The following is a 25914-nucleotide window of genomic DNA, read 5'->3' on the forward strand; positions in this document are numbered from 1 at the left end:
CGCCCCGTAACCTCACTGGATGAACAAGGAGTTGCGGGTGGCGGCCTACGCCGTATGCGTACGGGAAACGGCCGGTGTGCAGGAGATCCTGCTGGCCCGCTGGGTCGGCAGGGACGGCGCCAAGCGGTGGACGCTGCCGGGCGGCGGCATGGACCACGGCGAGGACCCCATCGACACGGTGGTGCGCGAGGCCGACGAGGAGACCGGGTACGCCGTCGAGCCGGTCCGGCTGCTCGGCATCGACTCGATCAACCGCCGCTACCCGCGCAAACTGGGCATGTTCGCCGACTTCCAGGGTCTGCGCATCGTGTACGAGGGCCGGATCACCGGCGGTGAACTGCGCCACGAGACCAACGGCTCCACCGACCTGGCCGCCTGGCACCCCCTCGCCGAGGTGACCGCGCTCGACCGGGTCGAACTCGTCGACACCGGCGTGGAGTTGTGGCGTTCCCGGCCGCTGCTGGGCCGGGTGTCGGTTCCCCGAGGCTGACCGCGGGCGGCGGGCCGTTCCCCTCCTGAAGGCCCGCCGCCCGCGGCCCGCCTCAGCGGGGCAGTACCACCACGTAGGCGGCGGGCTCCCGTTCGGTGGAGGCCATCAACGCGGTGCGCACCACGGTCGCCTGCTGCTCAAGAGCCTCGCGCAGCTTCCTCGGCGTGATGTGGACGACGGTGATCCCGAGCCGCTCCAGCGTCTCGCGCTTGCGCGCGTACTCCGACCATTCCCCCCGTTCCCGGCTCCGCTCGAACAGGGCGGACCCCGTGTCGTCGTCCTGGCGCGGCGCCCGGGTGTCCAGCTCCACCGCCACCGCCTGGTCGGGCCAGTACGCGTCGAGGCCGCCCAGGTGCGGGCCCCCCGGAAGGCGCAGGTCCACGTTCCACAGCGGGTCCGGAAGACCGTGCTCGCGCACCATCGTGTAGAGCCGCTCCTCGGCGATCGAGCGCCCCTCGGCGAGCAGCGCGTCCACAGCGTCCACGACATGGGGCCGGCCCAGCAGCCTGGCCTGCGTCAACTCCCCTACGATCGCTGCCGGTTCGGTGTGTCCGCAGCGCACCGCCTCGGTGAGGAGGCGGCGTACCGCCTGGGCGTCGGAGAGCGTGGCGACCGCGTCGGCGAGTGCCCGCGGCACCGGCGCCACCGGCACCCCGGTGATCATCTCGGCGGCGGGCATCACCTGGGCCCGCACCAACTGGACACAGCCTGTGGAGCGCAGCCGCCGGGAGCGCGGCACCAGGATCTCGATCCGGTCGAGCGAGAGCAGCGGGGGAGCGGAGGAGAACCGGTGCAGCGCGAGCGCCGCGAGCCCGGTGACGATCGCCTGCGGCGCCGCGGCGCGGGCCTGGCCCTGCGTCGGGACGGCCTTGGTGCGCCCGGCCGCCGGCCACCCCGCGTACAGCAGCGCGGCGTGCAGCCGCTCCTCGCTGGTGGCCGGGCCGGGGTGCAGCACGTACACCCCCGGAAGCAGTTGCTGCCAGGGGCCGCCGGGCCGGCACTGGGCGGCGGTCCGGGCGGTCGAAACCCCGTGCGCACGCAGCTGGTTGGCGGAGAGTACACGCCGCTGGACATCGGTGAGGTGGCTCAGGGGGCGGGGGGAGAGCGGGGTGTTGTGGTTCATGCTCCGGGGTTTCCCGCAGCCGGACCGCCCGCTAACCGCTGTTACACGGCCGTCGACAAATCAGGACAACCCCGTCCTAAAGTACGGGCGTTCGACTGCCGATCAGGGGGCCCCGTGCGGGCCCCCCGACCGACCCTCAGCGTGCGGCGGCCGCCGCCGCGTCGCAGGCCTGGCCGCGCAGTGAGCGCGCCAGGTCGTCACGGGCTTCCAGGACCAGGCGGCGCAGCGCCGGGGCCGCGTCCTGGTGCCCGGTCAGCCACGCGTCGGTCGCGGCCAGCGTCCGCTCGTCGCCCTGGAGCCCGGGGAAGAGGCCCTTGACGATGTCCATGCCGATCTGGATGGACCGCTCGGCCCACACCCGCTCGATCGCCTCGAAGTACTTCGGGGCGTACGGGGCGATCAACTCCCGCTGCGAGGAGTGGCCGAAGCCCGCGATGGTCGCCTCGACGAGCGCGTTCGAGAGCGCGTCCGACTCCACCACCTGGGCCCAGGCCTGTGCCTTGACCGCCTCCGAGGGGCGCGCCGCCAGGCAGCGCACCTGGTGGCGCTTGCCGGACGCCGTGTCGTCGCGGGCCAGTTCGCCGTCGATGTCCGACTCGTAGGCGATGCCGTGCGAGGCCAGCGGTTCGAGCAGCGCCCAGCGCAGCTCCTGGTCGACGTCGAGCCCGTCGATCTTCGCCGAGCCCGCGAGCAGCCCCTTCAGGAGCTGGAAGTCGGCTTCGGTGGTGGCCGTCGCCGCGAAGAACCGGGCCCAGGTCAGCTGGTGCTGGCTGCCCGGCTCGGCGAGCCGCAGCTCGTGCAGGGCGCCCTCGGCGAGCAGCCGGCCGCCCTCCTCGCGCCACTCGGGCGCCGCGTAGTGGACGATCGCCGACTGTGCCCAGGCGTGCAGCATCTGGAGCACGCCGATGTCCGACTCGCGGCCCGCGTGCGCGAGGACCAGGGAGATGAAGTCGCGGGCCGGCATCAGCGCGTCCCGCGTCAGGTTCCACAGCGCGGACCAGCACAGGGCGCGCGCGAGGGGGTCGGTGATGTCGCCGAGGTGGGCGCGCAGGGTGGCGAGTGAGCCCTCCTCGAAGCGGATCTTGCAGTAGGTCAGGTCGTCGTCGTTGACCAGGATCAGATCGGGTCGCTCGGATCCGGCGAGGCCGTCGATGACGGTGCGCGCGCCCTCGACGTCGGCCTCGGCGCGGGCGTAGCGCACCAGGCCGCCGGCCTCGTTGCGGTAGAGCCCGACCGCGACGCGGTGCGGGCGCGGCTCGTCGCCCTCCTGGAGCACGGCGAGCTCGGTGATGCGGTCGGCGGCGTCGTAAGTGACCACCGGCGTAAGGGAGTTGACTCCGGCCGTCTGGAGCCAGGACCGCGACCAGGTGGCCATGTCGCGCCCCGAGACCTCCTCCAGGACCGAAAGCAGGTCGCCCAGGCGGGTGTTGCCGTAGGCGTGCCGCTTGAAGTAGCGCCGCGCGCCTTCGAGGAAGTCGTCGCGGCCGACGTAGGCGACGAGCTGCTTGAGGACGGCCGCGCCCTTGGCGTACGTGATCCCGTCGAAGTTGAGCTTGGCGTCCTCCAGGTCACGGATGTCGGCCGTGATCGGGTGCGTGGACGGCAGCTGGTCGGCGCGGTACGCCCACGCCTTGCGGTTGTTGGCGAAGGTCACCCAGCTGTTGGTGAAGCGCGTCGCCTCGGCCAGCGAGAACGAGCCCATGAAGTCCGCGAAGGACTCCTTCAGCCACAGGTCGTCCCACCACACCATGGTGACCAGGTCGCCGAACCACATGTGCGCCATCTCGTGCAGGATGACGTTGGCCCGGCGCTCGTAGGCGGCCTGCGTCACCTTGCCGCGGTAGATGTACTCCTCGCGGAAGGTCACCAGACCCGGGTTCTCCATCGCGCCCAGGTTGTACTCGGGCACGAACGCCTGGTCGTACTTCCCGAACGGGTACGGGAAGTCGAAGTTCTCGTGGAAGAAGTCCAGGCCCTGCTTGGTGACCAGGAAGACGTCGTCGGAGTCGAAGTGCTTGGCGAGCCCCTTGCGGCACATGGCGCCGAGCGGGATCTCCAGCGTGCGGCCGTCTTCGAAGGTGCGCGTGTAGGAGTCCGTGACGTAGTGGTACGGACCCGCGACAACGCACGTGATGTACGTCGAGATCGGCTCGGTCACCGCGAAGCGCCAGCGTCCGTCCGGCTCCTGGCCGCCCGCGCCGTTGGACCACACCGTCCAGCCCTCGGGGGCCAGCGCCTCGAAGACGAAGGGGGCCTTGAGGTCGGGCTGTTCGAAGTTGGCGAAGACGCGGCGCGAGTCGGCGGGCTCGTACTGCGTGTAGAGGTAGACCTCGCCGTCCTCCGGGTCGACGAAGCGGTGCATGCCCTCGCCGGTCCTGCTGTACGCGCACTGGGCGTCGACCACGAGGACGTTCTCCTCGGCCAGGTCGTCGAGCGCGATCCGGTTGCCGTCGAAGACCTCGGCCGGGTCGAGCGCGCGGCCGTTCAGCGTCACCGCGGTCACCGAGGGGGCGATCAGATCGGCGAACGTCGAGGCGCCGGGCCGCGCCGAGCGGAACCGGATGGTCGTCAGCGAGCGGAAGGTGCGGGGCCTGTCCGGGGCGTCCCCGACCGCGGACCGCAGGTCCAGGGCCACTTCATAGCCCTCGACGGACAGCAGCTCGGCCCGCTCGCGGGCCTCGTCGCGGGACAGATTCTCACCGGGCACGGGCACTCCTTCGTGTCTCGTTCGAATGGCTTCGATCCTCCCATGCCGGTCGGGCGGCGACCGAGGGGAATGTTCGAGCCGGGGGGTGGGGGGCGGAATGCTTTCGGCCACCGCCGGTGTTGCGCCGTACAGAAGGCTTGGTTGCCCGACGCCGGCCGACGTTGCCCGACATTGCCCGAGGAGAGACATGCCCGAGTCCGCCAAGACCCCCGTCGACTTCTGGTTCGACCCGCTGTGCCCGTGGGCCTGGATGACCTCGCGCTGGATGCTGGAGGTCGAGAAGGTCCGCGACGTGGAGGTCCGCTGGCACGTGATGAGTCTCGCGGTGCTGAACGAGGACCGGCTGGACGAGCTCCCCGAGCAGTACGCCGAGAACATGCGGCCCGGCGGCAAGGCCTGGGGCCCGGTGCGCGTGGTCATCGCCGCCCGGGAGCTGCACGGCGACGAGGTGGTGGGCAAGCTGTACACGGCGCTCGGCACCCGCTTCCACAACGAGGGCCTGGGCGTGACCCGCGACGCCATCGCCGCCGCCCTCAAGGACGTGGACCTGCCCGCCGAGCTCATCGACTACGCGGACCGGGACACCTACGACGTCCAGCTGCGGGCCTCCCACAAGGAGGGCATAGAGAAGGTCGGCCAGGACGTCGGCACCCCGGTCATCGCCGTGCCGGGCGCGGACGGCGAGCAGATCGCCTTCTTCGGCCCGGTCGTCACCCCCGCCCCGCAGGGCGAGGCCGCGGCGAAGCTGTGGGACGGCACGCTGCTGGTGGCCGCCACCCCCGGCTTCTACGAGATCAAGCGCAGCCGCACGGTGGGCCCGGACTTCAGCAACCTCTGAGCCCCGGCGGGACCTCTGGGTACCGGCAGGGAAAGGCCCCCGCGAGTCACGTCCTCGCGGGGGCCTTCCTGCATCCGCCTGCCGTCGTGAAGGGTGAGAAGACGATCACGAGGCAGGACGTTCTGAGCGGCCACGTGGAGCCCGGGGGCGCAAGCGCCCCGAAGGGGGGCGGGGCTGCGCCGCGTGGGCGCCACCGGCCAGCTGCGGCCCGCGGCGAACCGGCCGCACTTCCCGCGGGCGTTCGGCGACCTACGGGGCGAGCAGCAGGGTGTTCCCCGCCTGCTTCGCGGCCGCGTAACGCTTCGCCACGTCCTGCCAGTTGACGACCCGCCACATGGCCTCGATGAAGTCGACCTTCTGGTTCCTGTACTGGAGGTAGAAGGCGTGCTCCCAGGCGTCGAAGACCAGGACCGGGGTCGAGCCCTGGCCCACGTTGCCCTGGTGGTCGTAGATCTGCTCGACCACGAGGCGGCCGCTGATCGGCTCGTAGGCCAGGACGCCCCAGCCCGATCCCTGAGTCGTCGCCGCGGCCTTGGTCAGCTGGGCCTTGAACTTGGCGAAGGAACCGAAGGATTCGGCGATGGCGTCGGCCAGCTCGCCGGTGCCGTCCTTGTCCAGGGGCTCGCCGCCGCCGTCACCCGTCATGTTGTGCCAGTAGATCGAGTGCAGGATGTGGCCGGAGAGGTGGAACGCGAGGTTCTTCTCCAGGCCGTTGATCGAGCCCCAGGCATCCGTGTCGCGGGCCTGGGCGAGCTGCTCCAGAGTGTCGTTCGCGCCCTTCACGTACGCCGCGTGGTGCTTGTCGTGGTGCAGCTCGATGATCTCGGGGCTGATGACCGGTTCGAGCGCCGCGTAGTCGTACGGAAGTTCAGGAAGCGTGTAAATGGCCATGTCCGAGCCCTCCGACTGATCACTGCGAATTCTTATTGCAACCAATGTGCAAGTGCACGCTATCAGCAGCAATGCGGCTGTGCAGCTCAGGGTGGGCTCAGCGAAAAGTCCTGCGTCCCGAGGCCTAGTGCCTTGGGACGCAGGACTGTTGAGCGGGTTCGGTCAGGCTTCCAGCGGGGGCCGGGTGGAGGTGCGCTGGCGGACGTAGCCGATCACGGCGAGGACCACGGTGAGGCCGCCCGTGTAGTAGAGCTGCACCCGGGTGCCGTCCTCGCGGGCCATCAGTACGAAGATCACCGCCATGCCGAGCAGTGCGATCCAGGTGAGCCACGGGTACAGCCACATCTTCACGACGAGCTTCTCGGGCGCCTCACGCTCGATGCGGCGGCGCAGCAGCAACTGGGCGGCGGCGATGAAGAACCAGACGACCAGGATGATGGCGCCGATGGTGTTCAGGAGCCATTGGAAGATGTCGTCGGGGCGCCAGTAGCTGAGCAGCACGCACACGAAGCCGAACGCGGAGGAGGTGAGCACCGCGACCCGCGGCACCCCGCCCGAGACCTTCCCGAGCACCTTCGGGCCCTGGCCGCGCGAGACCAGCGAACCGGCCATGCGGGAGGCGCCGTAGATGTTCGCGTTCATCGCCGAGAGCAGGGCGACCAGGATCACGACGTTCATGATGTCGCCGGCGTGCGGGATGCCCAAGTAGTCCAGCGTGGCGACGTAGGGGCCCTTGGTGGCGATGTCCTTGGCGGTCCACGGCAGCAGCGTGACGACGACCGTCATCGAGCCGACGTAGAAGATCGCGATCCGCCACATCGCGGTGCGCACGGCCTTCGCGACGCCCTGGACGGGGTGTTCGGACTCGGCCGCGGCGATGGTGACCGTCTCCAGGCCGCCGTACGCGAAGACGGAGGCGAGCAGTCCGACGATCAGGCCGTCGCTGCCGTTGGGCATGAAGCCGCCCTGGCCGGTGAGGTTGGTGAGCCCCGGCGCGTGGGTGTCCGGCAGCACGCCGACGATCGCGAGGACGCCGATGGCCAGGAACAGGACGATCGCGCCGATCTTCAGCGCGGCGAACCAGAACTCGAACTCGCCGAAGTTCTTCACGGCCGCGAGGTTGGTGGTGCAGAACAGCAGCATGAACACGGCCACAAGTGCCCACTCCGGGACGCCCGGCAGCCAGCCGTGCACGATGCCGGCCGCGCCGATGCCCTCCAGGCCGACGGCCACGCACAGCAGGAACCAGAAGGCCCAGCCCGCTGTGAACCCGGCCCACGGCCCCATCGCCCGCTCGGCGTGCACCGAGAACGAGCCCGAGGCGGGGTTGGCGGCCGACATCTCGCCCAGCATGCGCATCACGAGCATGACCAGGGCGCCGGATATCGCATAGGCGAGGATGATCGAGGGTCCGGCCGCGGCGATCGCGGTGCCGGACCCGACGAAGAGCCCGGCGCCGATGACCCCGCCGAGGGCGATCATCGAGAGATGGCGCTGCTTGAGACCGTGGGTGAGCGGTGAGTCGGTCTGCGGCCGGCTGTCGTTCGGCGCGGTCGCGGTTGTCCGAGACATGGGCATGCCCTGTTCAGTAGCTGATCCACCGGGTCGGCGGCGCGGAGCCCACAGTCTCTGTGCGGCTCCGCTCAGAGGGAACACCAGCCCGCTATGCGGACACCCGACTCACACAGCGTGAAGAAGCCCGTGCGGTTTGTTTACGTGAATTTCACACGCGGCGCGTGCGCAACTCCCGTATCCCTGCCACCACGAGCACCGCCGCCGTCGCCCCGGCCGACCACAACAGCTGCGGCCGGGCGGTGTCGTCGAACAGCATCAGCACGAGCACCGCCGCCATCGCGACGAGCGCCGCCCAGGTGAGATGGGGGAAGGCCCACATCTTCAGGGTCAGCCGCTGCGGTGCCTCACGCTCGATGCGGCGGCGCAGCCGCAGCTGCGAGACGGCGATCAGCGCCCACACGAACAGCAGCACCGCGCCGACCGCGTTGAGCATGTAGAGGAACACCGAGTCCGGCCACTTCAGGTTCAGGAGCACGGAGACGAACCCGAAGGCCACCGACGCGAGCACCGCCCGGCGCGGCACCCCGCCGCCCGACACCTTCAACAGTCCCCGTGGCGCCTCGCCCCGCTCGGCGAGCGAGAAGATCATGCGCGATGAGCCGTACAGATTGGCGTTGAGGGCGGAGAGCAGCGCCACGAACACCACGATGCTCATGATCTGCCCGGCCGACGGAATGCCGATCGAGTCGAGCACGGCGACGTACGGGCTCTGGCCCGGCTTCATCGACGTCCACGGCAGGAGCGTCACGATGACCAGCATCGAGCCCACGTAGAAGAAGAGGATGCGCCACACCGCGCTGCGCACCGCGCGGCCCACCGCGCGCGCCGGGTCGTCGGACTCCGCCGCGGCGATCGTGACGACCTCCAGGCCGCCGAACGCGAAGATCACCGCCAGCACCCCGGAGACCACGCCGCTCCACCCGGCGGGCAGGAAGCCGCCCCGCCCGGTCAGGTTGGACATCCCGACCGCCGACGTGTCGGGCAGCACCCCGAAGACCGCGAGCAGTCCGAGCACCAGGAACGCGACGATCGCGAAGACCTTCAGGGCGGCGAACCAGAACTCGAACTCGCCGAAGTTCTTCACCGCGGCCAGGTTGGCGCCGGTGAACACCACCATGAAGATCAGCACCCAGGCCCACTGCGGCACCCCCGGCGCCCACCCGTTCGCGATCTTCGCGGCGCCGGTCGCCTCCACGGCGAGCACCACCACGAGCAGGAACCAGTACAGCCAGCCCACGCTGAACCCGGCCCAGCGGCCGAGCGCCCGCTCCGCGTGCACCGAGAACGAGCCCGACGCGGGCATCGCCGCCGACATCTCGCCCAGCATCCGCATCACCAGCATCGCGATCGCACCCGCGATCAAATACGAGACGACGATGCCCGGACCCGCCACCGCGATCCCGGCACCCGAGCCCACGAAGAGCCCCGCGCCGATCACCCCACCGAGGCCGAGCATGGTCAGATGGCGCTGCTTCAGCCCATGGGAGAGGGGCTCCGCGGGCAAGGAGTCGTGCATGGTGCTCGTAACTTTCGGTTTATGGGGAACCTACAGTCTCGCCGAGTCGCGGCTCCTGGCGCAAAAGGGTTACTCGACACCATCGCCGCAGTGACGAGGGTCACGCCGGGCAGTGCATGAATCCCGGGCTTTGTGCAGATCCCACCAAGGCCCCAACGCACGCTTTGTGGGCGGCTGCTGGTGATCCAGTGAGATTCAGTGGGCTAACGTCACGGTGTCCCAGCACGTCCCGTCACCCACACCTGCCGGAGAGTTCCGATGAGCACTGTGTCCGCCGCCGCCCCCCGCACCGGATCGGTACTCGCCGACCTGCTGCCGGCCTCCCGCACCAAGGACATCGCGCTCGTCGTCGGCGGCGCCGCGCTCACCGGCGTCGCCGCGCAGATCGCCGTGCACATCCCGGGCACGCCCGTGCCGGTCACCGGCCAGACCTTCGCCGCGCTGCTCGTCGGCGCGGGCCTCGGCGCCGGCCGCGGCTTCCTCTCGCTCGCGCTGTACGCCCTGGTCGGCATGGCCGGGGTGCCGTGGTTCGCGAACGGCTCCGCCGGCGCGGGCGGCGCCTCGTTCGGCTACGTCCTCGGCATGCTGCTCGCCGCCACGGTCGTCGGCGCACTGGCCCGCCGCGGGGCCGACCGTTCCGTGCTGCGTACCGCGGGGACGATGGTGCTGGGCTCGGCGGTCATCTACGCGGTGGGTGTGCCCTACCTGGCGGCGTCGACGGGGATGTCGCTGAGCGCCGCGGTCGCCGCGGGCCTGACGCCGTTCCTGCTGGGCGACACGCTCAAGGCGGCGCTGGCGATGGGGCTGCTGCCCGCGGCGTGGAAGCTGATCGCCCGCCGAGGCTGAGGCACCGGGAATTCCGGCCCCGGACCCGCCCCGAGCCCTGAAGGGCCAGGGGCCGATGAGGGAGCTGGATCTTGTGAGCCAGGGCTACGTCGGAACCACGTTGTAGTTGTTGCTCCTGAAGAGGTTCGCCGGGTCGCGCAGCGACTTCAACGCGGCGAGCCTCTTCTCGTTGTCCTCGCCGTACAGGCCCTTGGTCCCGCCGAACTCCGCGTCGCCGAACGTGAAGTTGAGTGAGCGGCCCAGGGTCCACGGGGCCAGGGAGCCCAGCACCTCCTGATGGAGGGCGCGTACGCCGGGGAGTTGGTCCTTGGCGAACGGGGTCAGCACGCGCAGCAGGAACTCCGCCGTGCGGTGCGGCACCGCGTTCGGCGCGGGCTTCGCCAGCGCGCCGCCCAGGTGGTTGAGCTGCACCACGCACATCGTGGGCGCCTCGGCGCCGGTCAGCCGCAGCGCCCGGGACAGCGCCGCCGCGGTGACCCCGCGCAGCATCGCGCCGTTGCCGTAATAGGGGTGCGCGTGCTCGGGGTCGCGGTGGATGGACGGCGACTGGGCATACGCCATCTCCCGCAGGTCGTCCGTGAGCGCGGGCCCGATCGCCCGCAGCGGCGCCACGAGCCGCTCGCCCTCCTCGGCGCTCCCGGTGAACGCCACTCGCACGCTCACCACGTACCGCCCGCGCACCGGCGCCGGGGCCCACTCCGCGTCCGGCCACTGGATGGCCTGGAGCGAGGAGGTCAGGCCGTCGGGGACCGTCGCGGTCCAGCGCAGGTACTCCTCCAGTACGCGCTCGCCGAACAGCTCCCCGTCGAAGCCGAGCTGACCTCCGTACAGCCGGGCCACCGGGACCAGGGCCGTCTCAAGGGCGGTCACCACGCCGAGGTTGGCCCCGCCGCCGAGCAGCCCCCAGAAGAGCTCGGGGTCGCTGACCGCCGTCACCTCGCGCAGTGCGCCGTCCGCGGTGACGACCTCCAGGGCCCGCACGTGATCGGCCGCGTACCCGAACTCCCGTGCCAGGATGCCCAGTCCACCGCCCAGCGTGTAGCCGACCGCGCCCACGCTCGGCGCCGAGCCGTTCAGTGGGGCGAGCCCGTGCGGGACGGCCGCGGCGACGACCTGCCCCCAGGACACCCCGGCGCTCAGGCGCACCGTGCGGCGCCCGGCGTCGACGGTCAGGGAGTCCATGCGGCGGGTGGTGATGAGCACCCCGCCCGCGGTGGCCCCCACCAGCCCGTGCCCGGTGGCGTGCACCCCGACCGGGAGCCCGCGCTCGGCGGCGTACCGCACGGCACTCTGCACGTCCGCGGCGCTCTCGGCGGCGAAGACCACGGCGGGGCGCTGGGCGAACCCGAGCTGATATCCGGCCAGCTCGCTCTGGTAGCCGCTGTCGCCGGGGTGGAACGTCTACACGGGAAGCCCTCCGTCTGTCTGCTTGCTGGACATGGGGAGAGCTTCCCGCGAATACCTGACATCGGCCGTCAGGTATGGAATGTCGCGAGCGGTGGGTCCGTCAGGTCCTCGTGGACATCCGGCCGCGGCCCCGGGTCGTCCACCACAGCCCCGTGCCCCCGGCGATCAGGAACAGCACCCCGGCCGCGGCGAGCGGCAGCACGCCGTCGTTGAGGCCGGTTTTGGGCAGCTGCGGCGGCGGCGTGGGCGACGAGGGAGCGGGACCGGTCGGCGTGGCGGTCGGTGGGGGCGTGGCCGTGCCCGACGGCGTGGCCGTGCCCGAGGGCGGGGGCGCCGGCACGTTGTCGGTGCCGAGCAGCAGCGGGGTGTCCGGCGCGTTGGGCGTCGGCCTCGTTGTCCCGAACGGCACCGGGCCCTGCTGCCACAGCACCTTCTCGCCGCTCCCCTCGGTCACCGGCAGGCAGATCCGGCCGGTCTTCGACAGGTCGTACGTCGCCGAGACGGTGTACGACCGCGCCTTCCCGGGCGCCAGAGCGGGGATCGCGCAGGCGAATCCGCTGTTGGTGCCCGGCGCCAGCTTCTTCTTCGGGACCGGCGCACACCCCGCGACGCCCGTGATCCTCATGCCGTCCAGGCCGAGGACGGTCAGGGTGATCCGGCCGGTGGACCCGCTCCCGTGGTTGACGACCTTGGCGGTGAGCGTGGTGCGGCCCGTGGAGTTGTGCACCTTGATCGTCGACGGCAGCTCGGTGGAGATCTTCAGATCGGGCGGCGCGCTCGGTCCCGGTGTCCCGCCCTGGCTGCTGCCAGGAGTCGGCCCGGCGGCCAGGGCGGCGCCCGCGCCGAACGGAATTATCAGCAGTGCCGCGCATACGGAGGCGAAAAGAGATCCATTGTTTTTTCGAACGTGCATTTCCCCATCCCCCTCACCCGTAGTGGGTGCGTCTCTGCGCAGAAGGGTCCCACAAGATTTCCGCCAATTATGCTGTGATGGTGTCACCGTAGTGAATCAGTCCTGGTCACAGCGGGTACCGAGGGGGCGGTTGGTCATGCTGGGAACGCCGGGGCTATTGGTCGCTGGACGCTACCGCCTATGCGAAACAATTGGTCAGGGAGGAATGGGGCGGGTGTGGCGGGCGGCGGACGAGATACTCGACCGGCAGGTCGCCGTAAAAGAAATGCGCATCGATGAACTGGACGCGGAGGACAGCCGCGTCCGGCGCGAGCGCAGTCTGCGCGAGGCCCGCGCCACCGCCCGGATCGACCACCCCAATGTGGTCCGGGTCTACGACGTGGTGGCCGAGGAGAGCGACCGGCTCTGGATCGTGATGGAGCTGGTCGAGGCCCGCTCGCTGGACAAGCTCCTGGTCGAGGACGGCCCCGTGGAGCCGCGCGAGGCCGCCCGCATCGGGCTCGGCCTCGCGGCGGCCCTCGTGCAGGTGCACGCGGTGGGCGTGCTGCACCGCGACATCAAACCGGGCAACGTGCTGCTCGGCCCCGGCGGCCGGGTCGTGCTCACCGACTTCGGCATCGCCGCCATCCAGGACGCCGCCGCGCTCACCGTGGTCGGCATGCTGGTCGGCTCCCCGGACTACATGGCGCCCGAGCGGGTCAGCGGCAAACCGCAGGGCCCGGCCTCCGACCTCTGGTCGCTCGGCGCGACCCTGTGCGCGGCGGTCGGCGGCCGCTCCCCGTTCGCCCGCGCGACCACCCTCGCCACCCTGCACGCCGTGCTCCACGAGGAGCCCGAACTCCCGGCGGCGGCGGGCCCGTTGACCGCGCTGCTCACCGCGCTCCTGGCCAAGGACCCGGATCGCCGGCCGTCCCTCGGTGAGCTCACCACCCGTCTGGCGCCGATCGCCGCATCCCCGACCGTGCCGCCGGCGCCGCATCCGCCCACCCTGACGGCGCCCGGCCAGGCGCCGCCCTGGCCGGATCCGGTCGCACCCGGTGAGCTGCCGCCCCACCCAAGGGAGTTGGCGCAGCCACCCGAACCCGTACGGCAGGAACCCGGGCCATCCGCCCGGCACCGGCGCCGCACGGTGGTCCTGGCCGCGGTGGCCGTCGTGGTGGCGGCCGTGACCGCCGTCCTGATCGCCACCACCGCCGACCGGCACGGCGGAGGCACCGCGAGCGGCTCGGCCGGGGTGACGCCGCCGACCGTGGCCGGCACCTCGCGCGCGCCCTCGCCGACCCTGCCGCCCGGCTCCCTGGACGAGACCGGCTTCGCCTGGACACCGCCCAAGGGCTGGACCCGTACCGCCAAGAGCCCCTCCAACGTGCACTACCACGCGCCGGGCGGACAACAAGAGATCGCCGCCTCGTACGCACTCGTACGCGGCGGCGATCTCATGACCCAGTGGCAGGAGGCCGAGGCGGGCTCCCACGACGTGCCGGGCTACCGGAAGATCCGGCTCGACCGGACGACCTTCCACGGGCAGCCCGCCATCATCTGGGACTACGACTTCACCCAGAACGGCGTCCCCTGGAAGGCCCGCCAGATCGGCTTCGACGAAGGCGGCAAGTCGTACCAGGTCAACACCTGGTACGAGGCCGACACGGAGTCGGCCGCCCGCGCCGCCTACGACGCGGTGACCTCGTCGTTCACCCCGCTCTGAGCGCGGCTCGCCAGGACCTTCTCCTTGACGACGGCGATCACGATGACGATCGCCGCGACCAGGAGCGACAGGAGCACCTGCTCGCGCCCGGACTTGTCGAACAGCATGTAGACGAGGACGAAGGTGATCATCCCGGCCGTCAGCCAGGTGAGGTAGGGGAAGCCCCACATCTTCACGGTCAGCTTCTCCGGCGCCTCGCGCAGGATGATCCCGCGCATCCGCAGCTGGGTGAAGCAGATCACCAGCCACACGAACAGGGCGACCGCGCCGGAGGAGTTGAGCAGGAACGCGAAGACGGTGTCCGGCCACTTGTAGTTGAAGAAGACGGCGACGAAGCCGAACACGACCGAGCTCAGGATCGCGACCCGCGGCACGCCCCGCCCGTTGGTGCGCGCGAAGGAGCGCGGCGCGTCCCCGCGCTCACCGAGCGAGAACGCCATCCGGGAGGCCGTGTACAGACCGGAGTTGAGGCAGGAGAGCACCGCGGTCAGCACGATCACGTTCATGATCTGGTCGGCGTGCGGGATGCCGATCGTCTTGAGGGCCGCCACGTAGGAGCCGTCGGCGACGATCGAGGGGTCGCTCCACTTCAGGAGGGTCAGCACGATGAAGATCGAACCGAGGTAGAAGACCGCGATCCGCCAGATCACGCTGTTGGTGGCCTTGGTCACGGCGCGGCGCGGGTCCTCGGACTCGCCGGCGGCCAGCGTCACGATCTCGCTGCCCATGAAGGAGAAGACGACCATCAGCACACCGGTGAGGACCGCCCCGTATCCCTTGGGGAAGAATCCGCCGGCGTCCGTGAGGTGCGCGAAGCCCGCGCCGGGGTTGTTCGAGCCCGGCAGCACGCCGAACACCGCGAGCAGCCCGATGACCACGAAGGCGCCGATCGCGACGACCTTGATCCCGGCGAACCAGAACTCGAACTCACCGTACGAGGACACCGAGGCGAGGTTGGTGGCGGTCAGCACGAGCATCACGATCAGCGCCCAGCCCCACTGCGGGACCCCCGGCACCCAGGTGTGCAGGATCTTCGCGCCGGCCGTCGCCTCGACCGCGAGCACCACGACCCAGAAGAACCAGTACAGCCAGCCGATCGAGAACCCGGCCCAGCGGCCGAGCGCACGGTCGGCGTACGCCGAGAACGAGCCCGACGACGGGCGGGCGGCGGCCATCTCGCCGAGCATCCGCATCACGAAGACGACCATCACGCCGACGAGTGCGTACGAGAGCAGAATGGCTGGGCCGGCCGCGGCGATACCGGAACCGGAACCCACGAAGAGGCCGGCGCCGATCACGCCACCGATGGCGATCATGGACAGATGACGGTTCTTGAGACCCGCCTGGAGGCCGTTGTGGGGGCCGCCGGGGGAGGTCGAACCGGAACCGGGGTCGCCCGGGAGGCTGTCTTCCTTGGCGACGGTCGGCTGGGAGGTCATGGACGGTTCCTTACGTCTTCGGAGCACTCGGGTCACGAGCCCGTGCATTGAAACCCGGACCGGTTCGGGACGGAAGACCTGAATCCGGATCGTTGTACGAGGACGAAGGACCCCCGGCGCGGGGGGCCGAAGTCCCGCCCCCGGTTCCCCCTGCCCAGCCCCGCGCATGCCACACTCGGGAGCATGCGCGTGTACCTCGGTTCCGACCATGCCGGCTACGAACTCAAGAACCACCTCGTCGAGTGGCTCACGGCCCACGGCCACGAGCCCGTGGACTGCGGTCCGCACATCTACGACGCCCAGGACGACTACCCGCCGTTCTGTCTGCGTGCCGCCGAGAAGACGGCCGCCGACCCCAACTCGCTCGGCATCGTGATCGGCGGCTCCGGCAACGGCGAGCAGATCGCCGCGAACAAGGTCAAGGGCGTCCGCGCCGCGCTGGCCTGGAGCGAGCAGACCGCGGCGCTCGGCCGCGAGCACAACAACGCCAACGTGATCTCGGTCGGCGGCCGGATGCACACCCAGGAAGAGGCGACCAAGTTCGTTGAGATCTTCCTGAACACCCCGTACTCGGGTGAGGCACGCCACACCCGCCGCATCGACATGCTCACCGAGTACGAGACCACCGGCAAGCTCCCCGAGATCCCGGCCCACCACCCGCAGCAGGGCTGATCGCCGCTCATGCCCGAAGGGCACACCATCCACCGGCTGGCCGCCGACCACGACCTGATGTTCGGCGGCCGGCCGCTGCGTGCCACCAGCCCGCAGGGCAAGTTCTCCGACGGCGCCTGTCTGGTCGACGGCCAGGCGCTGGAGAGCGCCGAGGCGCACGGCAAGCACCTGTTCCTCGGCTTCGGACCGTCCGGCTGGATCCACATCCACCTGGGCCTGTTCGGCAAGTACGCCCTCGGTGACGCACCGGCCCCGCCGCCCACCGACACCGTGCGGCTGCGCCTGGTGAACGACGACGCGTACGCGGACCTGCGCGGACCGACCACCTGCGCCCTCATCACCGACGGCGAGAAGCGGGCGATACACCAGCGGCTCGGCCCCGACCCGCTGCGCGCGGCCGACACCGGCGAGCGGGCCTGGCAGCGCGTCTCGCGCAGCCGCACCACCGTCGCCGCCCTGCTCATGGACCAGAAGGTCGTCGCGGGCGTCGGCAACGTCTACCGAGCCGAAGTCCTCTTCCGGCACGGCATCGACCCCTACCGCCTGGGCAAGGACCTCACGCGCGCCGAGTGGCACGCCATCTGGGGCGACCTCGCTGAGCTGATGCGCGAGGGCGTCCGGCTCGACCGCATCGACACCGTCCGCCCCGAGCACACCCCCGAGGCGATGGGCCGCCCGCCGCGCGTGGACGACCACGGCGGCGAGGTCTACGTCTACCGCCGAGCCCACCAGCCCTGCCACATCTGTGGCGGCGAGATCCGCACCGCCGATCTCGCCGCCCGCAATCTCTTCTGGTGCCCCGGCTGCCAGCAGCGGTGACACCGCCGCCGGGACGGCCTCGTCAGAAGCCGTGCGGCAGCCAGGGCGCGCGCTCGCTGCCGAACGCCGTCGAGGCCTCGGCGAGCGCCCCCTGGCGCAGCTCGCGCACCCGGCCCGCACCCGCGAGTGCGCAAAGGGTGGTCCCGCCGAGATAGGCGGCCCCCAACTCCTTTACGGACAGCGCCAGTTCGGCCGCCTCGTCGGTCCGTACGCAGGACGCTCCCTTGGTGTCACCGGTGAGCCGCCAGCGGCCCGAGTTCCAGGGGCAGAACGCGTCCTCGACGTCCAGGACCACGTCGACGGGCGCCGCGTACGTCCGCGCCTCAAGCGCCGCGCAGACATCCACCAGCCGAACGTGCAGGGCATCGCGCAGCCGCACGCCGCACCGGCGCACATCGGAGACGAGGTGCTGGAACGGGTCGTCGGCCGGCCGGCTCTTCACCACCAGCGTGGACGTCAGGTCGAGGTCGAAGAGGTACTGCCACAACGCCGCGTGCGCCGCCGGGTCCACCGCCTCCAGATCGGCCAGCGACACCGTGCCGGCCACCCCCGTCGGCTCACTGGTCACCGAGACGCGGTAGCGCGCGTAGCCGACGAGCTCCCCGTCGCGCTCCGCGAGCACGCACTGCAGCGGCGAGCCGCCACCCCGCTGGGACGCCGGGTCCAGCGTCACCATGCGGTCCCAGCCCGGCTGCCTGGCCAGCATGCCGGGCCGGCCCGGCACCAGGCGCGCGTACAGCGCCTCGCACCGGGCCAGCGACTCGTCCACCTTCGCGTACCGCAGCCGCACCCCGTCCGAGCCCTGCGGAAGAGCCAGCCGGACCCGCGCCGTGTCTATCTCGGCGGACAGCGAGAGCGTGCCGATGCCGTACCCGAACCGCCCGTAGATCGCCGGCTCGGAGGCCGTCAGGACAGCGAGCGCCTCGCCCCGTTCCCGTACGTCGTCAAGCTGGCGCCGCATCATCGAGGTGAGGATCCCGCGGCGACGATGGGTGCCCATCACACCGACCCCGGTCACCCCCGCGGCCGGCACCACGGCCCCGCCCGGCACACTGATCCGGAACGGGAAAGTGCTGGTGGCAGCCACGCACACCGCGCCGTCCCACACCGCGATCGAACGCTCCGGATCGATCAGCTCGCGCCACAGTTCCAGTTCCTCCGGGGCATCCGGCAGGCCTCCGAACGCCACCACGATGGCCGCGTACCACTCGTCCCACTCGGCCGGGTCCAACACCCGCAGCTGCGTCGTCATGGGCCCATCCCTACCAGGGGGCGCCACCGGCGGGCGACACGTTTTCCCCCGCCCCGCCCGACGCGGTTTCCCCCACCCCGCCCGACCCGGTCCACGGGGTCACCTGCACACAGCGCCACCGGCTGGATAGGGTCCTCGGCAATGGCACGTGCTACGAGAGCGGACTCGTTCACCGCCCGGTGGCGCAAGGCGCTGCACCGGGTCCGCACCGCGGTGCGCAAATCCGGCGTCGACTACTTCCGCGGTGACGGCTCCGACTGGATCGCCCTGATCGGTCTGCTGCTCACCATCCCGGCCATCACGTGCGCCACCCTCCTCGCCCCGGCGTGGTGCGCGCCCACGGCCCTGGTCCTGCCGATCGTGGCGGGCGGCCTCCTGCTGCGGCCGGCCAACCTGCTCGGCCTGTACGCGGCGGCCGCGACCGCCCTGATCGTGGAGTCGGTGGAGCTCGGCCCGTACACGGCAGGACTGGACCGGGTCACCCCGGGCGCCGTCCTCGTGGTGGGCGCCTGCGGACTCTTCGGCCTGCTCATCGCCCAGTTCCGGGCCCGCGTCGGCGTGCCCTGGCGGCGCGGCGGCACCATGCTCTTCGACCTGCGCGAACGCATCCGCGTCCAGAGCGCGCTGCCGCGCCTGCCCAAGGGCTGGCACCGCGAGATGGCGCTGCGTCCGGCGGGCGGCCAGTCCTTCTCCGGCGACTTCGTGGTCGCCGCCCGCACCGGCGGCGGCCGCACCCTGGAGATCGTCCTCACCGACGTCTCCGGCAAGGGCATGGACGCGGGCTCCCGCGCCCTGCTGCTCTCCGGCGCCTTCGGCGGCCTCCTCGGCTCGCTGCCCCCGCACGCCTTCCTGCCCGCGGCCAACGGCTACCTGCTGCGCCAGGACTGGGACGAGGGCTTCGCCACCGCCATCCACCTGGTCCTGGACCTCGACTCGGGGGACTACCAGCTCCTCTCGGCCGGCCACCCCCCGGCCCTCCAGCTCCACGCGGGCTCGGGCCGCTGGCAGGAACAGTCGGCCGAAGGCCCGCTGCTCGGCGTCTACGACGGCGCCGAATTCCACGCCACCAAGGGCTCGCTCGCCCCCGGCGACGTCCTGATGCTCTTCACGGACGGCCTGGTGGAGACCTCCGAACGCGACATCGCCGAGGGCATGGACCGGCTGACCGGCGAGGCCGACCGGTACGTGACGACGGGTTTCGCCGGGGCGGCCTGGCACCTCATCGAGGCGGTGGCGAAGGACGTCAACGACGACAGGGCGCTGCTGCTGATCAGCCGCGAGGCCTAGTCGGGGGAGCGGCCCCGGCTGCGCGAGCAGAACGTGCCGCTGGGGCCGGGGTGCGCCAGGGCGACGGCGAGGGCCCCGCCGTACAGTCGAGCCCATGCCGAGCCGCACCCTTTCCCTCCCCGAAGTCGAAGCCATCGCCCGCGCGGCCCACGAAGGCCAGACCGACAAGGCGGGCCGCCCGTACGCCGAGCACCTCGCGGCGGTGGCCGAGGGTGTCCGGGTGCGGGGCGGCAGCGACGACCAGATCAAAGCGGCGTGGTTGCACGACGCGATCGAGGACGACGCACTGTCCGCCGAGTGGCTGGATTCCGCCGAACTTCCGTACTCCGTAAAGGCGTTGGTGCTCGCACTGACCAAACGGCCGGGCGAGGAACCGGCGTTGTACGCGCAGCGCGTCCTGGCCACCGAGGGCGCGCTCCTGATCAAGGAGTCCGACCTGGCACACAACGCGGATCCGGCCCGCCTGGCCCTCCTGGACGAGCCGACCCGGACCCGCCTGGAGGCCAAGTACCGCGAGGCGCGCCGCCTGCTCGGCCTGGCCGAACCGCCGCAATCCGACGCGCGGTTGGCCTGATCCTTACGATGGCGATCCGCCACCGGGGAACAACCACAGGGGTGTTGGTGGCACGATGGACCTGGCGGGGGTGTGCGTGACATGCCCCCGGGCCGGCAAGGGCGGACCGACCAAGGGTGTGTGATCAGTTGTGGCCATTTCGCTGTCAGTGGTGGTGCTGTTGGCGGTCATCCTCGTGGTGCTGATCCGCGGCGGCTCCATCAAGGCCGGCCCAGCCATCGTCGCGATACTTTTCGGCTTCTTCCTGGCCTCGACGGGCATGGCCCCGTCGATCCAGCGATTCCTGAACTCGATAGCGGACACGATCAACCAGATCAAGTTCTGACCCTCCCCGAGCGGAGGGGCCCGCCGTCCACGGACGCCCGAGCATCCCGGAACGCGATCGGGGCCGGTCGAAGGGATACATCCCTTCGACCGGCCCCGAGTCGCAACAGAGCGGGCGACGGGAATCGAACCCGCGTAGCTAGTTTGGAAGACTAGGGCTCTACCATTGAGCTACGCCCGCAAGCACCGCGCCGCAGGTCATGGTGACCGCGGCACGTAGAGCATCGTAGCGGGTCACACCCCGCACGTGCACACCGCGTCCCCGGTGGCGGGCGCACGGCCGCGCGACCCGCGCGCAGCGGGGCCGCCCGCGGCCCCGTCGGCAAGGCCAACGCCCGCCAATCGGTGAAGCCGTCGCCGTCCCGGCGGTAAAGCTGCCGACGTACCGGCCGCGGGCATGTACCCTACGTGTCGCACCGACGGGGTGTGGCGCAGCTTGGTAGCGCGTCCGCTTTGGGAGCGGAAGGCCGTGGGTTCAAATCCCGCCACCCCGACCAGCGTCACTGACATTCGCCACCACCGGCGTCCGGCATCGACGGACGGTCCGGTTCTCCGGGCACAAGATCACATTGTGGGCGGCATCCCGCTTGCGGTTACTATGCAAGCTGCGTGCCCGTGTGTCTGATCAATCTGATGTACCGGGCCCGATCCGCCGGGACCGTCGGTCTGGGCAGAACCCCCAAAGAAGTCAGCCACAAGGAGACCGAACCGTGAAGAGCGCCGTGGAGACCCTGAACCCGACTCGGGTTCGGCTCACTGTCGAGGTGCCCTTCGAGGAGCTCAAGGACAGCCTCGACGCGGCGTACAAGAAGATCAACCAGCAGGTCACGGTCAAGGGCTTCCGTAAGGGCAAGATCCCGGCCCGAGTGATCGACCAGCGGTTCGGTCGTGGCGCCGTGCTCGAAGAGGCCGTCAATGACGCGCTTCCGAAGTTCTACACCGAGGCGATCAACGAGGCGGAGCTGAACCCGCTGGGTCAGCCCGAGGTCGACATCACCGAGCTGAAGGACGGCGAGACGCTGAACTTCACCGCCGAGGTCGACATCCGCCCGGCCATCGAGATCCCGGACTACTCCGGCATCGAGGTCACCGTGGACGCCGTCGAGGTCAGCGACGAGGACGTCGAGAAGTCCGTGGAGCAGCTCCGCGAGCGCTTCGCCTCGACCTCCCCCGTCGAGCGCGCCGCCGAGGACGGCGACGTCGTGACGATCGACCTGCAGGCCAAGGTCGACGGCGAGGTCCTGGAGGACGGCGTGGCCGAGGGTGTCTCGTACACCATCGGTTCCGGCGAGCTCCTCGAAGGCATCGACGACGCCGTCAAGGGCCTGGAGGCCGGTGGCGAGGCCACCTTCACCTCCGAGCTCAAGGGCGGCTCGGCCGAGGGCAAGGAGGCCGAGGTCACCGTCAAGGTCACCCAGGTCGCCGCCCGTGAACTGCCCGCCCTGGACGACGACTTCGCGCAGCTCGCGTCGGAGTTCGACACCCTGGACGAGCTCAAGGCCGACAGCCGCAAGCGCCTTGAGAACATGAAGCAGTACGACCAGGCCACCCAGGCCCAGGAGCGCGTCCTGGACGAGCTCCTGAAGCTGGCCGAGGTCCCGATCCCCGAGAAGCTCCTCGCGGACGAGATCCAGACCCGCAAGCACAACCTCGAGCACCACCAGCTCGGCCAGATGGGCATCGACCTCGCCAAGTACCTGGAGATCCAGGGCAAGACCGAGGAAGAGTTCACCGCCGAGACCGAGGAGCAGGCGGTCAAGGGCATCAAGACCCAGTTCATCCTTGACGAGCTCGTCAACAAGGAGAAGCTGAACGTCAACCAGGAGGAGCTCACCGAGCACCTCATGCGGCGTGCGGCGTCCTCCGGCATGAGCCCGGACCAGTTCGCCCAGGCCGTCGTCGAGGGCGGCCAGGTGCCGATGCTCGTCGGCGAGGTCGCCCGCGGCAAGGCGCTGGCCGTCGTGGTCGAGGCCGCCAAGGTCACCGACACCAACGGTGAGGTCGTCGACCTCGAGGACGACGAGGACGAGGTCGCCGAGGCCGTCGTCGCCGCCGCCGAGGGCGAGGCCGTCGAGGCCGACTCCGCGGAGAAGACCGAGGCCTGATCCTCACCCCGATCCACGAAGGAGGGCCCGTGCGCAGTCGCGTACGGGCCCTCCTTCGTATGTAATTCCGGTTCAACCACCTTGCGCTCCGAGCGAACAGTTCGGGAACCGGGATGGCGTTGTCCCACCTGCGCGTTAGGGTCCATGAATACGAAGGTGGTGGAGTCTGGCGAGCCGGAGTCCGCGCCCTCGGAACGAAGACGCTGAGACGGCCGAAGCCGTCAGAGACGAGCAGGTGGATACGTGACGAATCTGATGCCTTACGCCGCCGGTGAGCCGTCCCTCGGTGGTGGCCTCGGTGACCAGGTCTACAGCCGACTGCTCAACGACCGCATCATCTTCCTCGGCCAGCAGGTCGACGACGAGATCGCCAACAAGATCACTGCCCAGATGCTCCTCCTGGCCGCTGCCGACCAGGACAAGGACATCTACCTCTACATCAACAGCCCCGGTGGCTCGGTGACGGCGGGCATGGCGGTCTACGACACCATGCAGTACATCCAGAACGACGTCGTCACCATCGGCATGGGCATGGCCGCCTCGATGGGCCAGTTCCTGCTGACCGGCGGCACCGCGGGCAAGCGCTTCGCGCTCCCCAACACCGACATCCTGATGCACCAGGGCTCCGCCGGCATCGGTGGTACGGCCTCCGACATCAAGATCCAGGCCGAGTACCTGATCCGGACGAAGAAGCGCATGGCCGAGATCACCGCCGCGCACTCCGGCCAGACCGTCGAGACGATCATCCGCGACGGCGACCGCGACCGCTGGTACACGGCGGAGGAGGCCAAGAACTACGGCCTCATCGACGAGATCATCTCCGCTGCCTCGGGCGTTCCGGGCGGCGGTGGCACCGGGGCCTGAGCCCCCGGCCCGCACCGCTTCCCCTGCCCACTTGAACGCCACCAGGATGGTGAACACCCCAATGAGCAACTTCAACTCGGCCAACGCCGCAGGCCTCTACACCGGCCCGCAGGTCGACAACCGCTACATCGTCCCGCGCTTCGTCGAGCGCACCTCGCAGGGCGTGCGCGAGTACGACCCGTACGCGAAGCTCTTCGAGGAGCGCGTGATCTTCCTCGGCGTGCAGATCGACGACGCGTCCGCCAACGACGTGATGGCGCAGCTGCTGTGCCTGGAGTCGATGGACCCGGACCGCGACATCTCGATCTACATCAACAGCCCGGGTGGATCCTTCACCGCACTGACGGCGATCTACGACACCATGCAGTTCGTGAAGCCCGACATCCAGACGGTCTGCATGGGCCAGGCGGCCTCGGCCGCCGCGGTCCTGCTGGCCGCCGGTACGCCGGGCAAGCGCATGGCGCTTCCGAACGCCCGCGTCCTGATCCACCAGCCCTCGGGCGGCACCGGCCGCGAGCAGCTCTCCGACCTGGAGATCGCGGCCAACGAGATCCTCCGGATGCGTAAGCAGCTGGAGGACCTGCTGGCCAAGCACTCGACCACGCCGATCGAAAAGATCCGCGACGACATCGAGCGCGACAAGATCCTCACGGCCGAGGACGCGCTGGCGTACGGCCTGGTCGACCAGATCGTTTCGACCCGCAAGACGACGTCCGCCGCGGCGGCCTGAACCGCTTCGGCGCCCTCGGCGCGGTCCACGGAGAAGTGAACCGCGCCAAGGGGGGCCCGAACGGGGGGCTCGGCAAGGTACCGTCGGTAGGGGGTCTGGGGGCGTCCCCCCGGAAAACGCAGTAGGCACCAGGAGGCGGCGCACATGGCGTCTCCCAGGCGAAGGGGAAGCACCTCGTGGCACGCATCGGTGACGGCGGCGACCTGCTCAAGTGCTCGTTCTGCGGAAAGAGCCAGAAGCAGGTGAAGAAGCTCATCGCAGGCCCCGGGGTGTACATCTGCGACGAGTGCATCGACCTCTGCAACGAGATCATCGAGGAGGAACTCGCCGAGTCCTCCGAGGTGCGGTGGGAGGAACTTCCCAAACCGCGCGAGATCTACGAGTTCCTTGAGGGGTACGTCGTCGGGCAGGAGCCCGCGAAGAAGGCCCTCTCGGTGGCGGTCTACAACCACTACAAGCGGGTCCAGGCCGGTGAGAACGGCGGCGGCACGGGCCGCGACGACGCGATCGAGCTCGCCAAGTCCAACATCCTGCTGCTCGGCCCCACCGGCTCCGGCAAGACGCTGCTCGCCCAGACGCTGGCGCGCATGCTCAACGTCCCGTTCGCCATCGCCGACGCCACGGCGCTGACGGAGGCCGGCTATGTCGGCGAGGACGTCGAGAACATCCTGCTCAAGCTGATCCAGGCCGCCGACTACGACGTCAAGAAGGCCGAGACCGGGATCATCTACATCGACGAGATCGACAAGGTGGCTCGCAAGAGCGAGAACCCGTCGATCACGCGCGATGTGTCCGGCGAAGGCGTCCAGCAGGCCCTGCTCAAGATCCTCGAAGGCACGACGGCCTCGGTCCCGCCCCAGGGCGGCCGCAAGCACCCGCACCAGGAATTCATCCAGATCGACACGACGAACGTGCTGTTCATCGTGGGCGGCGCCTTCGCGGGCCTGGAGAAGATCATCGAGTCCCGGGCCGGCGCCAAGGGCATCGGCTTCGGAGCGACCATCCGCTCCAAGCGCGAGATCGAGGCCAGCGACCAGTTCCAGGAGGTCATGCCGGAGGACCTGGTGAAGTTCGGGATGATCCCCGAGTTCATCGGCCGCCTGCCCGTCCTCACCTCGGTCCACAACCTCGACCGCGAAGCGCTCCTCCAGATCCTGGTCGAGCCGCGCAACGCGCTGGTCAAGCAGTACCAGCGCCTGTTCGAACTCGACGGCGTGGAGCTGGACTTCGACCGCCCGGCCCTGGAGGCCATCGCCGACCAGGCCATCCTGCGCGGCACCGGCGCGCGCGGCCTGCGCGCCATCATGGAGGAAGTCCTCCAGTCGGTGATGTACGAGGTCCCGTCCCGCAAGGACGTCGCCCGCGTCGTCATCACCGCGGACGTCGTCCGCAACAACGTCAACCCGACGCTGGTCCCGCGCGAGCCCCGCATCGTGAAGAACGACGGCCGGCACGAGAAGAGCGCGTAGCGCTGCGCCGGCGTATGCACGACGAAGGGGCGCCCGGTCAAGGAAGTTGACCGGGCGCCCCTCCGTCGTGCTCTATGCGGCTAGCTACACGAGGAATTTCATGCCCGCGGGCAAATAATGACTGGCATGGCGAGCGTGCAGTTCAAGCCATTCTCTCGGCTCGCCTTGGTGCCCGATTCCTCGCATGATCTAATTGGCTGCCGCGGGCCAATAACTAATCGCGAATGGAGTGTTCTGATGCCTCGTCCGAAATTCGGCCGCTTTGTTTCAGTGCTTTGCCTGGCTGTAGCAGCTGCCGCAGTGCCACTGGCAACCGCCACGCCAGCATCGGCTGACGCGGACGCTTGCGCTGCTCAGATTGCCGGTTA

Annotated in this window: 22 protein-coding genes and 2 tRNA genes; 14 read left to right on the top strand and 10 right to left on the bottom strand. The window is 70.2% G+C overall.

What is annotated here, in order from left to right:
* Positions 1-19 precede the first annotated feature (19 nt).
* Positions 20-490 carry an NUDIX hydrolase gene (locus OG522_RS24530; protein ID WP_329465150.1) on the top strand — a complete coding sequence of 157 codons (471 nt, stop codon included), beginning with the start codon at positions 20-22 and terminating at the stop codon, positions 488-490.
* A 52-nt stretch (positions 491-542) separates the two neighbouring features.
* Here OG522_RS24530 and OG522_RS24535 read toward each other — a convergent pair whose 3' ends face one another.
* Both OG522_RS24535 and pepN read right to left on the bottom strand, forming a co-directional pair.
* A complete protein-coding gene (locus tag OG522_RS24535; protein WP_329465151.1) occupies positions 543-1613 on the bottom strand; it encodes a hypothetical protein in 1071 nt (356 codons plus the stop codon).
* A gap of 136 nt (positions 1614-1749) precedes the next feature.
* On the bottom strand, positions 1750-4320 hold the full coding sequence (gene pepN, locus OG522_RS24540; RefSeq protein ID WP_329465152.1) for an aminopeptidase N: 2571 nt from the start codon (positions 4318-4320) through the stop codon (positions 1750-1752).
* A 187-nt stretch (positions 4321-4507) separates the two neighbouring features.
* Between pepN and OG522_RS24545 the strand changes: the two genes are divergently transcribed.
* Positions 4508-5158 (top strand): DsbA family protein, encoded by a 651-nt coding sequence (locus OG522_RS24545; RefSeq protein WP_329465153.1) that lies wholly within the window; start codon positions 4508-4510, stop codon positions 5156-5158.
* A gap of 249 nt (positions 5159-5407) precedes the next feature.
* Here OG522_RS24545 and OG522_RS24550 read toward each other — a convergent pair whose 3' ends face one another.
* The 3 genes from OG522_RS24550 to OG522_RS24560 form a co-directional block, all read right to left on the bottom strand.
* Positions 5408-6049 (bottom strand): superoxide dismutase, encoded by a 642-nt coding sequence (locus OG522_RS24550; RefSeq protein ID WP_329465154.1) that lies wholly within the window; start codon positions 6047-6049, stop codon positions 5408-5410.
* Between the two features lie 162 nt (positions 6050-6211).
* Entirely contained in the window at positions 6212-7621 is a 1410-nt protein-coding gene (locus tag OG522_RS24555) for an amino acid permease (protein ID WP_329465156.1), read from the bottom strand.
* 151 nt (positions 7622-7772) lie between these two features.
* Positions 7773-9140, bottom strand: a complete 1368-nt coding sequence (locus OG522_RS24560; protein WP_329465157.1) for an amino acid permease — start codon at positions 9138-9140, stop codon at positions 7773-7775.
* A gap of 258 nt (positions 9141-9398) precedes the next feature.
* On the opposite strand from OG522_RS24560, the gene OG522_RS24565 reads away from it, so the two are divergent.
* On the top strand, positions 9399-9986 hold the full coding sequence (locus tag OG522_RS24565; protein ID WP_329465158.1) for a biotin transporter BioY: 588 nt from the start codon (positions 9399-9401) through the stop codon (positions 9984-9986).
* Positions 9987-10070: 84 nt separating this feature from the next.
* On the opposite strand, the gene OG522_RS24570 is transcribed toward OG522_RS24565, so the two are convergent.
* Together OG522_RS24570 and OG522_RS24575 are read right to left on the bottom strand one after the other, a co-directional pair.
* Positions 10071-11312, bottom strand: coding sequence for an FAD-binding oxidoreductase (locus tag OG522_RS24570; RefSeq protein ID WP_329465159.1), 1242 nt, complete (start codon positions 11310-11312; stop codon positions 10071-10073).
* Positions 11313-11493: 181 nt separating this feature from the next.
* Positions 11494-12306, bottom strand: coding sequence for an LPXTG cell wall anchor domain-containing protein (locus OG522_RS24575; RefSeq protein WP_329465160.1), 813 nt, complete (start codon positions 12304-12306; stop codon positions 11494-11496).
* A gap of 205 nt (positions 12307-12511) precedes the next feature.
* On the opposite strand from OG522_RS24575, the gene OG522_RS24580 reads away from it, so the two are divergent.
* Positions 12512-14011 carry a serine/threonine-protein kinase gene (locus tag OG522_RS24580; protein WP_443074745.1) on the top strand — a complete coding sequence of 500 codons (1500 nt, stop codon included), beginning with the start codon at positions 12512-12514 and terminating at the stop codon, positions 14009-14011.
* On the opposite strand, the gene OG522_RS24585 is transcribed toward OG522_RS24580, so the two are convergent.
* Positions 13975-15450 carry an amino acid permease gene (locus OG522_RS24585; RefSeq protein ID WP_329465162.1) on the bottom strand — a complete coding sequence of 492 codons (1476 nt, stop codon included), beginning with the start codon at positions 15448-15450 and terminating at the stop codon, positions 13975-13977. The genes OG522_RS24580 and OG522_RS24585 overlap by 37 nt on opposite strands.
* A 183-nt stretch (positions 15451-15633) precedes the next feature.
* Between OG522_RS24585 and OG522_RS24590 the strand changes: the two genes are divergently transcribed.
* Together OG522_RS24590 and OG522_RS24595 are read left to right on the top strand one after the other, a co-directional pair.
* Positions 15634-16122: a ribose-5-phosphate isomerase gene (locus OG522_RS24590; RefSeq protein ID WP_329465163.1), complete on the top strand. Its 489-nt coding sequence runs from the start codon at positions 15634-15636 to the stop codon at positions 16120-16122.
* A gap of 9 nt (positions 16123-16131) precedes the next feature.
* Positions 16132-16941, top strand: coding sequence for an Fpg/Nei family DNA glycosylase (locus OG522_RS24595; RefSeq protein WP_329465164.1), 810 nt, complete (start codon positions 16132-16134; stop codon positions 16939-16941).
* A gap of 22 nt (positions 16942-16963) precedes the next feature.
* Here the strand turns inward: OG522_RS24595 and OG522_RS24600 are convergent, their stop codons facing one another.
* On the bottom strand, positions 16964-18193 hold the full coding sequence (locus OG522_RS24600; protein WP_329465165.1) for a GNAT family N-acetyltransferase: 1230 nt from the start codon (positions 18191-18193) through the stop codon (positions 16964-16966).
* A 141-nt stretch (positions 18194-18334) separates the two neighbouring features.
* Here OG522_RS24600 and OG522_RS24605 point away from each other — a divergent pair, with 141 nt between their 5' ends.
* From OG522_RS24605 to OG522_RS24615, 3 genes are all read left to right on the top strand, one after another.
* Positions 18335-19480: a PP2C family protein-serine/threonine phosphatase gene (locus OG522_RS24605; RefSeq protein ID WP_329465166.1), complete on the top strand. Its 1146-nt coding sequence runs from the start codon at positions 18335-18337 to the stop codon at positions 19478-19480.
* 94 nt (positions 19481-19574) lie between these two features.
* On the top strand, positions 19575-20054 hold the full coding sequence (locus tag OG522_RS24610; protein ID WP_329465167.1) for an HD domain-containing protein: 480 nt from the start codon (positions 19575-19577) through the stop codon (positions 20052-20054).
* 130 nt (positions 20055-20184) lie between these two features.
* Entirely contained in the window at positions 20185-20379 is a 195-nt protein-coding gene (locus tag OG522_RS24615; RefSeq protein ID WP_329465168.1) for a hypothetical protein, read from the top strand.
* Positions 20380-20488: 109 nt separating this feature from the next.
* Here the strand turns inward: OG522_RS24615 and OG522_RS24620 are convergent.
* Positions 20489-20559 (bottom strand) — tRNA-Gly (locus OG522_RS24620).
* A 239-nt stretch (positions 20560-20798) separates the two neighbouring features.
* Between OG522_RS24620 and OG522_RS24625 the strand changes: the two genes are divergently transcribed.
* From OG522_RS24625 to clpX, 5 genes are all read left to right on the top strand, one after another.
* A tRNA-Pro gene (locus tag OG522_RS24625) sits at positions 20799-20875 on the top strand.
* Positions 20876-21088: 213 nt separating this feature from the next.
* The gene (gene tig, locus OG522_RS24630) at positions 21089-22483 is read left to right on the top strand and encodes a trigger factor (RefSeq protein WP_329465169.1); all 1395 of its coding nucleotides are present in this window, start codon (positions 21089-21091) and stop codon (positions 22481-22483) included.
* A 255-nt stretch (positions 22484-22738) separates the two neighbouring features.
* Positions 22739-23347 carry an ATP-dependent Clp protease proteolytic subunit gene (locus tag OG522_RS24635; protein ID WP_329467724.1) on the top strand — a complete coding sequence of 203 codons (609 nt, stop codon included), beginning with the start codon at positions 22739-22741 and terminating at the stop codon, positions 23345-23347.
* Positions 23348-23393: 46 nt separating this feature from the next.
* Entirely contained in the window at positions 23394-24077 is a 684-nt protein-coding gene (locus OG522_RS24640; protein WP_329467725.1) for an ATP-dependent Clp protease proteolytic subunit, read from the top strand.
* A gap of 176 nt (positions 24078-24253) precedes the next feature.
* On the top strand, positions 24254-25546 hold the full coding sequence (gene clpX, locus OG522_RS24645; RefSeq protein WP_161254410.1) for an ATP-dependent Clp protease ATP-binding subunit ClpX: 1293 nt from the start codon (positions 24254-24256) through the stop codon (positions 25544-25546).
* Positions 25547-25914: the final 368 nt, after the last annotated feature.

This window comes from Streptomyces sp. NBC_01431, assembly GCF_036231355.1.
Taxonomy (GTDB): domain Bacteria; phylum Actinomycetota; class Actinomycetes; order Streptomycetales; family Streptomycetaceae; genus Streptomyces.